Here is a 14,491-nt window from a genome sequence, read left to right as displayed (position 1 = left end):
CTCAGCGCGGCGTAGCAGCGGGGCGCCGCGCCGGCTTGCCGCCCTTGCCTTTGCCCTTGCCTGCCGACTGCCCCTTGGCGAAAGCCGCCGCCTTGGCCTGCTCACGCTTATCCCAGGGCTTACTGCCATCGCTGGCCCGCGGCGGCAAACCGCTGTGCTGGGTAAGCAGCGGCTTGCTCGGCCGCTCGGCAGGCGTCGAGTTCTTGCGGCGCGCGCATTGGTAGCCACCACTCAGCGCCGGCTGCTGTGCCGGAATCAGCTGATGCTTGCCGGGGCCAATCAGATCAGCGCGGCCCATGGCCTTGAGCGCCTCGCGCAGCAAGGGCCAGTTGTTGGGATCGTGATAGCGCAGGAAGGCCTTGTGCAGGCGGCGCTGCCGCTCGCCCTTGATGGTTTCCACGCTCTCGCTCTTGTAGGTCACCTTGCGCAACGGGTTCTTGCCGGAGTGGTACATGGCAGTTGCCGAAGCCATCGGCGAGGGATAGAACGCCTGCACCTGGTCGGCGCGGAAGCCGTTGCGCTTGAGCCACAAGGCGAGGTTCATCATGTCCTCGTCGGTGGTTCCCGGGTGCGCGGCAATGAAGTAGGGGATCAGGTACTGCTCCTTGCCCGCTTCTTTCGAGAACTTCTCGAACATCTGCTTGAAGCGATCATAGGTGCCGATGCCCGGCTTCATCATCTTCGACAGCGGCCCCTGCTCGGTGTGCTCCGGGGCGATCTTCAGGTAGCCGCCAACATGGTGGGTAACCAGCTCGCGTACGTATTCCGGCGACTCAACAGCCAGGTCATAGCGCAGCCCGGACGCAATCAGGATTTTCTTCACCCCGGGCAGCGCACGTGCGCTGCGATACAGCTGGATCAAGGCCGAGTGGTCGGTATTGAGGTTTTCGCAGATACCCGGATAGACGCAGGAGGGCTTGCGGCAGGCCGCCTCGATCTCGCGGCTTTTGCAGGCAATGCGGTACATGTTGGCGGTCGGTCCGCCCAGGTCGGAGATCACCCCGGTAAAGCCGGGCACCTTGTCGCGGATCTCCTCGATCTCGCGAATGATCGACTCGTGGGAGCGACTCTGGATGATGCGACCCTCGTGCTCGGTGATCGAACAGAAGGTACAGCCGCCAAAACAGCCACGCATGATGTTGATCGAGAAGCGGATCATCTCGTAGGCGGGGATTTTCGCCTGGCCATATACCGGGTGCGGCACACGGGTATAGGGCAGGCCGAACACGTAGTCCATTTCCTCGGTGCTCAGCGGGATGGGTGGCGGGTTGAGCCAGACATCCTGATTGCCATGGCGCTGCACCAAGGCTCGCGCATTGCCCGGATTGGTCTCCAGGTGCAGCACACGGTTGGCATGCGCATAGAGCACCGGATCGCTCTTGACCTTCTCGTAGGCCGGAATACGGATCACCGTGCGCGAACGGTCCAGCTTCGGACTGGGCAGGATCTCCACCACACGTGCCGCCTGCGGATCATCCTCGGCACTGCCCTTGGCCTGTTCCAGCGCGCAGGACTGCAGGTCCTGGGTGCTCACATAGGGGTTGATGATCTTGTCGACCTTGCCGGGGCGGTCGATACGCGTGGAGTCGATCTCGAACCACCCCTCCGGCGTGCTGCGCCGCACAAAGGCTGTACCACGGATATCGGTCATCGCCTGGATGGACTCACCGGCGGCCAGGCGATGGGCGACCTCGACCACCGCGCGCTCGGCATTGCCGTACAGCAGCAGGTCAGCCTTGGCGTCCATGAGAATCGAATGGCGTACCTTGTCCTGCCAGTAGTCATAGTGGGCAATCCGCCGCAGCGAAGCCTCGATGCCACCGATGATGACCGGCACGCCCTTGTAAGCCTCCCGGCAACGCTGGCTGTAGACCATGCAGGCACGATCCGGGCGCTTGCCTCCCTCGCCGTTGGGGGTATAGGCATCATCCGAGCGAATCTTGCGGTCGGCGGTGTAGCGATTGATCATCGAGTCCATGTTGCCGGCGGCAACGGCAAACATCAGGTTCGGCCGGCCCAGCGCCATGAAGGCATCCTTGGACTGCCAGTCTGGCTGGCTGATGATGCCAACGCGAAAGCCCTGCTCTTCCAGCAGCCGGCCAATCACCGCCATGCCGAAGGACGGATGATCGACGTAGGCATCACCGGTAACGATGATGATGTCGCAGCTATCCCAGCCCAGCACATCCATCTCGGCGCGACTCATCGGCAGCACCGGCGCCGGGCCAAAACACTCGGCCCAGTATTTGGGGTAGTCGAACAGGGGCTTGGCGGCGTGCATGGCGATAACCGGGAACAGACGGGAAAAAGGCCGCGGAATATAGCACAAAAAATAGGCAGGATACCCGAGCAAAGCAGTCCGGCATTCACCAGGGCGCATGGCCAGCGCTACAGGCGCCTGACTATACTGGCAATCCTGACCCACCCGCCAAACCATGGAGCCTGGATGCCCCGCCTGCTTTACCTGCTCGGACTGCTCTGGCTGAGCCTCAACCTGCCCGCCCAAGCCCATAGCCTGCAACGTGCCGACAGCGGCAAGTGGCTGGTGGAAGGCATTGAACTGCTGGAAGACCCGAGCGGCCAGTGGCAACTGGCAGACATCCTGCAGCGCGAGCAACAGAAGGCTTTTCGCCCAGCAAATGGCCGCAGCACCGCGGGCATGAGTCGCTCTGCCTGGTGGCTGCGCGTGCCCTTGCAGCGCAGCGCAAGCGCGCCTAACGACTGGCTACTGGAAGTTGCTGCCGTATCCCAACTGGATATCCAGTTGTACCGCCCGAGCAGCATGGGCTGGCAGCGCATCCAGTCGGGAGAAATCAGCGACTTTGCCAGTGGCCGTGAGATCGCCTACCGCCATCCGGTATTTCACCTACCCGCGCTGGGCGAGCAACCTATCCATGTGTACCTGCGCCTGTACGACCCGGCGGGTAACAGCTTTCCACTACGCCTTTGGCAGGCCGATGATCTGCAACAGCACATACAGACGGAAAACCTGCTGTTCGGCATGATCTTTGGCGGCCTGGTGGCCTTGCTGCTGTACAACCTGATCCTCTTGCTCAGCCTGCGTGACGATGCCTATTTCTGGTATGTGCTGAGTACCACCTGCGTGCTACTGGTGATTCTCGGCGGCACCGGCTACGGCTTTCAGTACCTATGGCCAAACCAGCCACTCTCACCCTGGCTGGACCGGGTTGGCGCGCCGGCGCTCTGGGGGCTATGCGTCTGTCGTTTCAGTCAGCGCCTACTGCAAAGCCGCCGCTATCTGCCGCGCCTACACCGCGGCTTGAACCTCCTGCTGCTGGGCAACCTGGTAATCCTGCTGGCTAACCTGGCCGGCTGGCGAGCATTGGCTGCTACCGGACTGGGCGTAGCCGCCCTGCTCGGCATACCGCTCATGCTGTGCAGTGCCTGGCAGCGCTGGCGGCAGGGCTATCGCCCGGCGCTGTTCTTTCTGCTCGGTCATGGGCTGATCTTTACCGTGGCCTGCCTGATGATGTTGCGCAGCCTGGGCCTGCTGGATCCCGCGTGGCTCAACACCTTCCTCTTTCCAGCCTCGGCGGCGACAGAAACCGTGCTGTTTTCCTTTGCCCTGGCCTACCGCATTCAGCTGCTGCGCCAGGAAAAGGCCGCAGCGCTGGAACTCGCCAATCAGGAAAAGAGTGCACGCCTGCAGCACTTGCAGAACTACACCCTCAATCTGCAGGCAGCCGTGGACGAACGCACCCACGCCCTGGCTGCCGCCAACCAGCAACTGCGTGAACGCGAACAGGCACTGCAGCACGCTGCCTTCCATGACCCACTGACCGGCCTGGCCAACCGCCGCCTGTTTCTGCAGCACGCCGCCGGCAGCCTGGCCGAAGCGCAGCGTCTGGGGCAATCGGTAGCCTTGCTGCTGATCGACCTGGATCACTTCAAACCAGTGAATGACCGACACGGACACAGCGCCGGTGACTGGCTACTCGGCGCACTTGGCCAACGCCTGCAGCAAAGGCTACGCGGGCATGACCTGCTGGCCCGCCTGGGTGGCGACGAGTTCGCCGTACTGCTGCGTGCCGCACAGGATGTCCGCGAGCAGGCGCTGCAGGTTGCCCTGCGCATTCAGGACGCGCTGGGCGAGCCCTATGTTTACCAACAGCAGACACTCCACATCGGCTGCAGCATCGGCATCGCCCTCTACCCTGAACATGCCCGCCATCTGGAAGCCCTCTACCAGGCCGCAGACGACGCGCTCTACCAGGCCAAGGCAGATGGCCGTGGCGCCATCGTAGTGTGCCCGCACGCCAGCCCAGAGCCAGTCAATAGCGACGCGGCACCCGTGCGGTGACCCGGGTCAGCAATTCATAGCCAAGGGTGCCGGCAGCCCGCGCCACCTCATCCACCGGCAGGCGCTGTCCCCACAACTCGACCTCGCTGCCCAGCTGCACACTTGGCAATACACCGACATCCACACACAGCATGTCCATCGACACCCGCCCGGCAAGCGGCACACGCTGCCCCTGCAACCACACCGGGGTACCGCTGGGCGCATGCCGCGGATAACCGTCGGCATAGCCGCAACTGACCGTGGCTATGCGCGTGTCATGCGTCGCCTGCCAGCTGCCGCCGTAGCCCACCGTTTCGCCGGCCTGCACTTCGCGCAAGGCAATCACCTCGGCACGCAGACTCATCGCCGGGCGCAAGCCCAGCTCGCCGGCCGACAGTTCGGCAAACGGGCTGGCCCCGTAAAGCATGATGCCCGGCCGCAGCCAGTCCATGTGCGCGGCAGGAATCATCAGCACCGCGGCCGAGTTGGCCAGCGAGCGCTGGGCAAAGGGCAGGTCCAGCACATCCAGGAAGCGCTCCAGCTGCAGCTCGGTGAGGCTGTTGCCACGCTCGTCGGCGCAAGCGAAGTGGCTGATCAGGTTGAGCTCGCTGACCTGGCTGGCCGCCTGCAGGCGGGCATGCCAGTGGCGCAACGCCGCCTCACCAAAGCCCAGGCGTTGCATCCCGCTGTCCAGTTTCAGCCAGACCCGCAACGGCGCCGGCAAGACACTGGCCAGCAGTCCCTCGGCCTGCTCGGCGCTGTGCAATACGACATCCACGCCCAACTCGGCCGCCCGCTGGTATTCGGCAACGGCAAAACAGCCTTCGAGTAGTAGCAGACGCGCCTGGCTCGCCACCCGGCGCACCCGTTCGGCCTCCTCGAGGCAGGCCACGGCAAAACCATCGGCGTCAGACAGGGCGGCCACCACCGGCTCCAGGCCGTGACCATAGGCATCTGCCTTGACCACCGCCAGGGCCTGGCGGCCCGGGGCGCACTGGCGGGCCAGCGCATAGTTGTGGGTAATCGCGGCAAGATCGATATGAGCGACCAGCGGGCGCATAGCAGACTCCAGCACTACACAGACAACCCGGCAGGCCGGGTCAGGCGGCAGGCCGCACGGCCTGCGCAACAAGGGAGGGGTTATTCGTCTTCGAAGGTGTACATGCCCGGCGCCAGGTTCTCGAAGCGCGTGTACTTGCCGAGAAAGGCCAGGCGTACGGTACCGATCGGGCCATTACGCTGTTTGCCGATGATGATTTCCGCCACGCCCTTGTACTCGGTCTCCGGGTGATAGACCTCGTCGCGGTAGACGAACATGATGATGTCGGCATCCTGCTCGATGGCCCCGGACTCACGCAGGTCGGAGTTGACCGGGCGCTTGTTGGGGCGCTGCTCCAGCGAGCGGTTGAGCTGCGACAGCGCCACCACCGGGCAATTGAATTCCTTGGCCAGGGCTTTCAGCGAGCGGGAGATTTCGGAAATCTCGTTGACCCGGCTATCGCCACTCGAGCCAGGAATCTGCATCAGCTGCAGGTAGTCGACCATGATCAGGGCAATTTCGCCGTGCTCACGCGCTACCCGGCGGGTTCGTGCGCGCATTTCCGATGGCGAGATGCCGGCCGTATCGTCGATGAACAGCTTGCGCTCGTTGAGCAGGTTGACCGCAGAGGTCAGGCGCGGCCAGTCCTCGTCATCCAGCTTGCCAGTACGCACCTTGGTCTGGTCGATCCGCCCGAGGGACGACAGCATACGCATGACGATCGAGTCAGAGGGCATCTCCAACGAGTACACCAGTACGACCTTGTCGGTACGCAGCACGGCATTCTCTACCAGGTTCATGGCAAAGGTGGTCTTACCCATCGACGGACGACCGGCCACGATGATCAGGTCGGCAGGCTGCAGGCCGCTGGTCTTCTCGTCCAGGTCGGTGAAGCCGGTGGAAATGCCGGTAAGCCCTTCATTGGTATTGAACAGCGTATCAATGCGGTCGATGGTCTTGACCAGGATATCGTTGATACCCACCGGCCCACCGGTTTTTGGCCGTGCTTCGGCAATCTCGAAAATCTTGCGTTCGGCATCATCGAGAATCTCCGCGCCACTGCGCCCTTCGGGGGCGTAGGCACTGTCGGCGATCTCGTTGCTGATGCTGATCAGCTGGCGCAGTGTCGCGCGCTCGCGAACGATCTGCGCGTAGGCCTTGATATTGGCCACCGACGGCGTATTACGCGCCAGTTCAGCCAGGTAGACCAGGCCGCCGGCCTGAGCCAGCTGCCCCTCCTTGTCCAGCTGCTCGGACAAGGTAACCACGTCGAACGGCTGGTTACGTTCGGCCAGGCGAAAAATCGCGCGGAAGATCAGGCGATGGTCATGCCGATAGAAATCATTGTCGGACACCTGATCAAGCACCCGCTCCCAGGCGTTGTTGTCGAGCATCAGACCGCCCAGCACAGCCTGCTCGGCCTCGATCGAATGAGGCGGCACCTTGAGCGCAGCAGTTTGCAGATCGTATTGCTGGGGGACGGAAATATCGTTCATCGGCGGACGACTATGCACTCGGCAAAAAAACAAAAGGCACGCCCTGCAAGCAGGGCGTGCCCGATGTTAACCGTCTGGGCAACCAGTGCCTAGGCGGTCAGCACACCTTAGGCGGCGACTACGATCAGCTTGACCGCAGCTTCGACGTCGCTGTGCAGGTGCAGAGCAACTTCGAATTCGCCAGTGTGGCGGATGGTACCGTTGGGCAGGCGCACTTCAGCCTTGCTGACCGGCACACCAGCGGAGGTCAGGGCATCAGCGATGTCATGAGTACCGATGGAACCGAACAGCTTGCCCTCATCGCCGGCGACGGCGGTGATGGTGACTTCCAGCTCATTGAGCTGGGCAGCACGGGCTTCGGCAGTCGCCTTCTTCTCGGCAGCAGCCTTTTCCAGCTCGGCGCGGCGTGCTTCGAAAGCAGCAACGTTGGCCGGGGTGGCAGCAGTAGCCTTGCCCTGCGGCAGCAGGTAGTTACGGCCGTAGCCAGCCTTGACATTTACCTTGTCGCCCAGGTTGCCCAGGTTGGCGACTTTTTCCAGCAGGATGACTTCCATTTGGGTCTTACCTCTTAACTTTTAACCTTCACCGTTCGCGGCGTCGTCCGGCTTATGTCGCTGACGCCCACGAAAATCAAACAGACTGTCGACAATGGCCAAGACCATCAGCAACGGATAAATCAGCTGCAGGAACAGCAGCAACGACACATACAGGCCAACCAGCCAGAACCCGGCCAGACGCTTCTGCGCCACCAGGCCATGCAGCAATGCCACACCAGCCAAGGCCAGCGGCACTGTACACAGCGGCACCAGCATGGCCAGCTGCGGTGCCACATTGGGCACCAGCAACAACGCCAGCAGCAGGCCAAAAGCCGGCAGCGGCGACAGCCGCAAGGCATGGAACTCGCCGGCAAAACCGCCGGGGTTGTACAACGCCGCTTGCCAGTAACGCGCCAACATCAGGCTGAGCAGGCTGAGCAACTGCAACAGGGCCGCCATCAGGCCGGTGAGCACCGGCACCACCAGGCTGTCCATGCGCGCGCGCTCGGCCTCCGGCCACTGCTGGAGAATCTCGCCCATCTGCTGCTGCATGAGCGTATTCAGCTCCTGCGCCAGCCGGGCAATCGACTCCTGGAACTGCTCGCCCAGCACCAGGGCAAACAACAGCCCCAACGGCACACTGGCCAGCAGTACCGCTACCCAGGACTGTGTGCGGCGCAACAACTGCGCCAGAGACAGCGTCCCGAGCAACACCAGCAAGGTGCGCGGTTCCGCGAAATACCACCAGGCCAAGGCCGGCAGTACCGCCCATACCACTATCGTTACCGCATCCTGCATACCCCGGCGCAACAACACCAGGGCACTCGCCGCAGCACTCAGCCAGAACAACAAAGGCAGAGCTGCCGCCGCAGCCACCACAAGGGTGGCCTGCATACGTCCGCGCATGATGAACTCAGCGATGGCGCGCATGCGATCTATCCATTAACTCGTTGTCGACCGCCCGGTTTCAACGGCCGTGGCTGTCGGTGTAGGGCAGCAGGGCCAGGTAGCGGGCGCGCTTGATAGCGGTACCCAGCTGACGCTGATACTTGGCTTTGGTCCCGGTGATACGGCTCGGAACAATCTTGCCGGTTTCGGAAATGTAGGCCTTCAGGGTGTTGAGATCCTTGTAATCGATCTCTTTGACGTTTTCTGCGGTGAAGCGGCAGAACTTACGACGACGGAAGAAACGTGCCATGAGATTGGCTCCTCAATAGATCCGTGGATTACTCGTCAGCGTTGTCGCTGTTGTCGCCATCGTCGCCATCGGCGGAGTCGGCTTCAACACGATCACGGCGCTCGCGGCGCTCGCTGCGGTTTTCTTCGGCCTTGAGCATCTCGGACTGGCCGGTTACGGCTTCGTCACGACGGATGACCAGGTTACGGATGACCGCGTCGTTGTAGCGGAAGTTGTCTTCCAGCTCGGCAAGCGCCTTGGCGCTGCACTCGACGTTGAGCATCACGTAGTGAGCCTTGTGCACGTTGTTGATGGCATAAGCCAGCTGACGACGGCCCCAGTCTTCCAGGCGGTGAACCTTGCCACCATCTTCTTCGATCAGCTTGGTGTAACGCTCGACCATGCCGCCGACTTGTTCACTCTGATCCGGGTGGACCAGGAAAACGATTTCGTAATGACGCATAAATGCTCCTTACGGGTTGTAGCCTGCCAGATAATCCGGTCAGGCAAGGAGTGAATGACTCTTGTGAGCTTGCCGCCAGGCAGGTGCAAGAACACCTACCCAAACGGCAAGGGGCGAGATTGTACGGGCAGGACAGACGCGCCGCAAGCGGCGGGCGCTCAGCGGCGCTGACGCAGTGCCTCGAACAGGCACACCCCGGCAGCCACCGAAACATTCAGGCTGCTCACGCTGCCCGCCATGGGCAACTTGACCAGAAAGTCGCAGTGCTCGCGAGTCAGCCGCCGCATGCCCTTGCCCTCGGCGCCCATGACCAGCACCAGCGGCCCGCGCAGATCCTGCTGGTATATCTCCTGATCGGCTTCACCCGCCGTGCCGACCACCCACAAGCCGCGCTTCTGCAGTTTTTCCAGCGTCCGCGCGAGGTTAGTCACCGCAACCAGCGGCATGACCTCGGCCGCGCCGCAAGCCACCTTGCGCACCGTGGCATTCAGCGTGGCCGACTTGTCCTTGGGCACGACCACCGCCAAGGCACCCGCCGCATCAGCCGTACGCAGACAGGCACCGAGATTGTGCGGATCGGTCACCCCATCCAGCACCAACAGCAACGGCACACCTTCATGGCGATCCAGCAATTCCTCAAGCATCGCCTCGCCCCATACCTGACTGGGACTAACCTCCGCCACGACCCCCTGATGCACCCCCTCGGCCCACTCGTCGAGCTCACGACGCTCGCGCTGCCCGACACTGATGCGCTGCTGCGTCGCCAGCTCAACCAACGTCTGCACCCGCGGATCCTGACGCCCCTCGGCCAGCCACAACTGCTTGACGCGGCGTGGGTGATGGCGCAGCAAGGCCTCCACGGCGTGCACGCCGTATACCTGCTCCAACTGACTCATGACTTCGCCTTACGCTTACGCGCCTTGCCGGGCGCCGCCGCGCCGTCCCGCTTGCCAGCCGAGGACTTGGCCTTGCCTTTGCCTTTACCAGACGACTTGCTGGCAGACCTGGTCTCATCTGCAGACTTCTGCTTGCTGGCACGACCTTTCGCCGGCGCAGCTGACGGAGCGGAAGAGCGCCCCGCCGCACTGCGCGAGCCACCCGCAGCCTGACGCGCACGCACCGCGACCGGCTGCTCCTGCGCCAGCTCGAAATCGATCTTGCGCTCATCCAGATCAACACGCATGACCTTCACCGACACGCTGTCGCCAAGTCGGAAGCTGCGCCCACTGCGCTCACCGGCCAGGCGATGATGTACCGGATCGAAGTGATAGTAGTCACCCGGCAAGGCCGTGACGTGCACCAAGCCCTCGACATAGATGTCACGCAACTCGACGAACAGGCCAAAGCCGGTCACCGCGGTAATCACCCCGGCAAAGGTTTCGCCCACGCGATCCTGCATGAACTCGCACTTCAGCCAGTTGACCACATCACGCGTGGCCTCATCGGCGCGCCGCTCGGTCAGCGAGCACTGCTCGCCGAGCTGCTCCAGAGCCGCCTCGTCGTACGGATAGATACGCGCCTTGGGCATGCTCGCGGCGCCCGCCCGCAACACATGCGGGGTGTCCAGCTTCGAGCGAATCACGCTGCGAATCGCCCGATGCACCAGCAGGTCCGGGTAACGGCGAATCGGCGAAGTGAAGTGGGTATAGGCTTCGTAGTTGAGGCCAAAGTGCCCCTGATTGTCGACGCTGTACACCGCCTGACTGAGCGAGCGCAGCATCACCGTCTGGATCAGGTGGAAATCCGCACGCCCCTGAATCGACTGCAAGAACTTCTGATAATCCTTCGGCGTAGGGCCTTCCTTGCCCTTGTGCAGGCTCAGGCCCAGCTCACCGAGAAACGCCTTGAGCTTTTCCACGCGCTCGGCAGGCGGACTGTCATGCACACGGTACAGCGACGGCAGCTCATGTTTCTGCATGAACTGCGCAGTCGCCACGTTGGCGGCCAGCATGCACTCCTCGATGAGCTTGTGCGCATCGTTGCGCTGGGTCGGACGAATCTCCGCGATCTTGCGGTCAGCACCAAAGACGATGCGCGTCTCCTGGGTCTCGAAGTCAATCGCCCCGCGCTCGTGACGAGCCGCCAGCAGCACCTGATACAAGGCATACAGCTGCTTGAGATGCGGCACGACCTGCGCATACTCCTGACGCAAGGCCTTGCCTTCGGCGCTCTTCGGATGCTCCAGCATGCTACTGACCTTGTTGTAGGTCAGCCGCGCATGCGAGTGGATAACCGCCTCGCAAAAGCGATAGTCGACCAGCTTGCCGGCCTTGGAGATGCTCATCTCGCAAACCAATGCCAGGCGATCGACCTGCGGATTCAGCGAGCACAAACCATTCGACAGTTCTTCAGGCAACATCGGCACCACCCGTTCAGGGAAGTACACGGAATTGCCGCGCTGCCGGGCTTCTTCGTCCAGTGGCGAGCCCACCTTGACGTAATGCGATACATCGGCAATCGCCACGTACAATTTCCAGCCACCGGAGAACAGCTTCCAGCGACTGGTGTTGCGCTCGCAATACACCGCGTCGTCGAAATCCCGGGCATCCTCGCCGTCGATGGTGACAAAGGGCAGATGGCGCAGGTCGACACGCTTCTCTTTGTCTTTCTCCTCGACCTGCGGCCTGAGCTTGCGAGCTTCGCGAACGACCTCCTGCGGCCAGACATGCGGAATGTCATAGCTGCGCAGCGCCACATCAATCTCCATGCCCGGCGCCATGTAGTTGCCGATCACCTCGATCACATCACCCTGCGGCTGGAAACGCGCGGTCGGCCAGTGAGTGATGCGAATCTCGACGAACTGGCCGATGCGTGCGCCGCCGTTACGCCCCGGAGTAACCAGCACCTCCTGCTGGATCTTCGGATTATCCGCCTCGACGAAACCAATGCCGGCTTCCTCGAAATAACGCCCGACGATGCTTTCGTGGGCGCGCTGGATCACCTCGACAATGGCGCCCTCGCGGCGCCCCCGCCGATCCAGGCCGGAGACCCGCGCCAGGGCACGATCACCATCGAACACCAGGCGCATTTGCGCCGGCCCGAGGAACAGGTCATCACTGCCGTCATCCGGCACCAGGAAGCCGAAGCCGTCACGATGACCGCTAACCCGACCACAGACCAGATCAAGCTTATCCACCGGGGCATAGGTGCCACGCCGGGTATAGATCAGTTGACCATCGCGCTCCATGGCCCGCAGCCGACGACGCAAGGCCTCGGCCTGTTCGTCATCGTGCAGGCCGAACTCTTCCAGGAGTTGCTCCCGGGTCGCGGGTGCACCGCGCTCATCCAGGCGCTTGAGAATCAGCTCACGGCTGGGAATAGGGTTTTCATACTTTTCCGCCTCGCGGGCGGCCTCGGGATCGAGGGTTTGCCAATCGGCCATTAGAGAGGTGTCACCTGTATTCATGAAAGGCATCTGTGCCTTGGTGCGTATTGAAGCGCGAAACGCCCCCGGCGGTCATTGCGCCAGGCAATAATTTTTTCAGCGTCAGGGGTTTACAAGGAAAAACCCGAGCCGTATAGTTCGCGCCCACAGCGTCACTGCGACGTTGTAACCCGGAAAGAATACAGCAATACGACGTTATTGATGCATTCAATCCCGTGCCCAGGTGGCGGAATTGGTAGACGCGCTGGTTTCAGGTATCAGTGGTGGCAACACCGTGGAAGTTCGAGTCTTCTCCTGGGCACCAATTTCAAACGAATCGAATCCCAATTATTCGATTTGTGTATAAAAAGGATGGCAAGGTTCCTTTTTCGCTTGCGAAGCAAACCTTGTAAGTCGATGAGCAATCATCGCGCTGTGCCCAGGTGGCGGAATTGGTAGACGCGCTGGTTTCAGGTATCAGTGGTGGCAACACCGTGGAAGTTCGAGTCTTCTCCTGGGCACCAATATTCAAGTAAAAAACCCGCCTCTGGCGGGTTTTTTATTGCCTGCATGCTCATGCCTTGAATTGGCCAAGACTGCCTTGCAGCTGCCTGGCCAGCTCGGCGAGCATGCGCCCACTGGCCGCGGCCTGGGCAACGGCTTCAGCCGCTCGCTGCGCCTCCTGATGAATCACCTCAACACGGCCACCCACCGCCAGCACACCCTCGCCCTGCTGCCGGGCCGCACTGGCTGCGGCCTCGATCGCGCCATGCACCTCATCGACTGCACGCTGAATGGACTGCTGCAGACGCTCGCTGTCGCGCAACGCCTGTACACCCTGTTCTCCCTGCGCGCCGGCCTCGCCAATAGCCGCCACCGCATCCCGCGCACCCTGCTGCAAGCTGACGATATGCTGCTGAATATCGCCGGTAGATTGCTGCGTCTTGCTCGCCAGCGCACGCACCTCGTCCGCCACTACCGCAAAACCACGCCCACTTTCCCCTGCCCGAGCCGCTTCGATCGCCGCATTAAGCGCTAGCAGATTGGTCTGCTCGGCAATGCCATGAATGACGTGCAGCACCGTCTCGATCTGCTCGCTCTGCCGCGCCAAGCGCTCAATGACCACAGCCCCCTGCTCGACGCGTGTTACCAGCGCCTCGATCAGAGCCCCGACACGCTGGGCAATCTGGGCATTCTCGTGCGCCAACTGGCGAATCGCCCCGACCTGCTGCTGCGCGTCGCCCATCAACCGACTTTGCAGCGCCGCCTCTTCGCCCACCCCAGCCAGCGCCTGGCGACTGGCCGCCACCTCCTCACTCTGACGCCGGGTTGCCGCCTCGGCCACCGCCGAGCGCTGCCCCAGGTCGATGATCTCGCTGGCCGTTCGCCCCGCCACCTCGCCCGCTTCGCGCACGATTGGCTGCAGCTTGGCCACGAAACGATTGACCGCCGCGGCCATTTCGCCCACTTCATCCTGCCCCTGCAGAGCAATCCGCCGCGTCAGATCCCCCTCGCCAGCCGCCAAGTCATCCAGCGCAGCAATCAACAGGCGCAGCTTGCTGACCACCCGCCAGCCCAGCACGATCAAGACACTGAACAACAGCAGCCCGCCCACCAGTAACAGCCCTGCCGCCACCCGCCAGCGTAGCGCTGCAGCCGCCTCCTGTACGGTCTGGCGACTGCCCTCGGTCATATTCACCGCCGTATCGCGCGCGGCCTGCAGGCGTGCTGCCAGGGTCGCCGCACTGTCCGCAGCGGCGCCACTCAACCCACTGCTGACCAGCTCACCACTGCCCTCGATCAGGCTGGCAAAGCGCTGGTCAAGCGCTTCCAGCGAGTCATCCACATTGGCCGTGGACACCCCAACCAACACCTTACCAATCACCGTCCCCAACGGACTGATCTCGGCCTGAGCGAGGTAGATGGATTTATCCTGGGCCGCCGCCTGCAACACCTTGTCCAAGGGCGAGCGCCCCTCGCCCTTGTCCAGCAGGGTCTGCACCCGATAGTCCTGGCGATTCAAATGACGCGTCAGACGCTGCCCCTGTGCATCCAGGTAGACCACGAAAACTACGGCCGAATTGCGCTGGGCCATGCGTACTAGCTCGGTCAGCGC

At 62.5% G+C, this 14,491-nt stretch carries 11 protein-coding genes, 2 tRNA genes and 1 pseudogene; 3 read left to right on the top strand and 11 right to left on the bottom strand.

Going from position 1 to position 14,491, the window contains the following annotated elements:
- Position 1 precedes the first annotated feature (1 nt).
- Complete coding sequence (locus tag CW360_RS13515; protein WP_101194047.1) at positions 2 to 2,281, bottom strand: YgiQ family radical SAM protein; 2,280 nt, start codon at positions 2,279 to 2,281, stop codon at positions 2 to 4.
- Positions 2,282 to 2,446: 165 nt separating this feature from the next.
- On the opposite strand from CW360_RS13515, the gene CW360_RS13510 reads away from it, so the two are divergent.
- Positions 2,447 to 4,321: a diguanylate cyclase gene (locus tag CW360_RS13510; protein WP_101194046.1), complete on the top strand. Its 1,875-nt coding sequence runs from the start codon at positions 2,447 to 2,449 to the stop codon at positions 4,319 to 4,321.
- On the opposite strand, the gene alr is transcribed toward CW360_RS13510, so the two are convergent.
- The 8 genes from alr to rnr all read right to left on the bottom strand — a co-directional run bounded on the left by alr (position 4,293) and on the right by rnr (position 12,393).
- The gene (gene alr / locus CW360_RS13505; RefSeq protein WP_101194045.1) at positions 4,293 to 5,360 is read right to left on the bottom strand and encodes an alanine racemase; all 1,068 of its coding nucleotides are present in this window, start codon (positions 5,358 to 5,360) and stop codon (positions 4,293 to 4,295) included. The genes CW360_RS13510 and alr overlap by 29 nt on opposite strands.
- 80 nt (positions 5,361 to 5,440) lie before the next feature.
- On the bottom strand, positions 5,441 to 6,835 hold the full coding sequence (gene dnaB, locus CW360_RS13500) for a replicative DNA helicase (protein WP_093987071.1): 1,395 nt from the start codon (positions 6,833 to 6,835) through the stop codon (positions 5,441 to 5,443).
- Between the two features lie 107 nt (positions 6,836 to 6,942).
- The gene (gene rplI / locus CW360_RS13495; protein WP_093987072.1) at positions 6,943 to 7,389 is read right to left on the bottom strand and encodes a 50S ribosomal protein L9; all 447 of its coding nucleotides are present in this window, start codon (positions 7,387 to 7,389) and stop codon (positions 6,943 to 6,945) included.
- A 21-nt stretch (positions 7,390 to 7,410) separates the two neighbouring features.
- Positions 7,411 to 8,301, bottom strand: coding sequence for a YybS family protein (locus tag CW360_RS13490; protein WP_093987074.1), 891 nt, complete (start codon positions 8,299 to 8,301; stop codon positions 7,411 to 7,413).
- Positions 8,302 to 8,338: 37 nt separating this feature from the next.
- Positions 8,339 to 8,569, bottom strand: a complete 231-nt coding sequence (gene rpsR / locus CW360_RS13485) for a 30S ribosomal protein S18 (RefSeq protein ID WP_093987076.1) — start codon at positions 8,567 to 8,569, stop codon at positions 8,339 to 8,341.
- Between the two features lie 28 nt (positions 8,570 to 8,597).
- Positions 8,598 to 9,011: a 30S ribosomal protein S6 gene (gene rpsF, locus CW360_RS13480; RefSeq protein ID WP_093987077.1), complete on the bottom strand. Its 414-nt coding sequence runs from the start codon at positions 9,009 to 9,011 to the stop codon at positions 8,598 to 8,600.
- Positions 9,012 to 9,169: 158 nt separating this feature from the next.
- Entirely contained in the window at positions 9,170 to 9,907 is a 738-nt protein-coding gene (rlmB, locus tag CW360_RS13475) for a 23S rRNA (guanosine(2251)-2'-O)-methyltransferase RlmB (RefSeq protein ID WP_093987079.1), read from the bottom strand.
- Positions 9,904 to 12,393 (bottom strand): ribonuclease R, encoded by a 2,490-nt coding sequence (rnr, locus tag CW360_RS13470; protein WP_101194044.1) that lies wholly within the window; start codon positions 12,391 to 12,393, stop codon positions 9,904 to 9,906. The genes rlmB and rnr overlap by 4 nt, the downstream gene beginning before the upstream one ends.
- 220 nt (positions 12,394 to 12,613) lie before the next feature.
- Here rnr and CW360_RS13465 point away from each other — a divergent pair.
- Positions 12,614 to 12,700 (top strand) — tRNA-Leu (locus tag CW360_RS13465).
- Between the two features lie 112 nt (positions 12,701 to 12,812).
- Positions 12,813 to 12,899, top strand: a tRNA-Leu gene (locus tag CW360_RS13460).
- Between the two features lie 50 nt (positions 12,900 to 12,949).
- Here CW360_RS13460 and CW360_RS17375 read toward each other — a convergent pair.
- Positions 12,950 to 13,834, bottom strand: a complete 885-nt coding sequence (locus CW360_RS17375; protein WP_392528290.1) for a methyl-accepting chemotaxis protein — start codon at positions 13,832 to 13,834, stop codon at positions 12,950 to 12,952.
- Positions 13,808 to 14,068: pseudogene (locus tag CW360_RS17370) on the bottom strand (HAMP domain-containing protein); the annotation flags it as partial. The pseudogene CW360_RS17370 and the gene CW360_RS17375, both read right to left, overlap by 27 nt.
- Positions 14,069 to 14,491 lie beyond the last annotated feature (423 nt).

It is taken from the genome of Pseudomonas fluvialis, from assembly GCF_002835605.1.
Lineage (GTDB): Bacteria > Pseudomonadota > Gammaproteobacteria > Pseudomonadales > Pseudomonadaceae > Aquipseudomonas > Aquipseudomonas fluvialis.
This window is presented reverse-complemented; position numbering and strand designations above follow the sequence as displayed.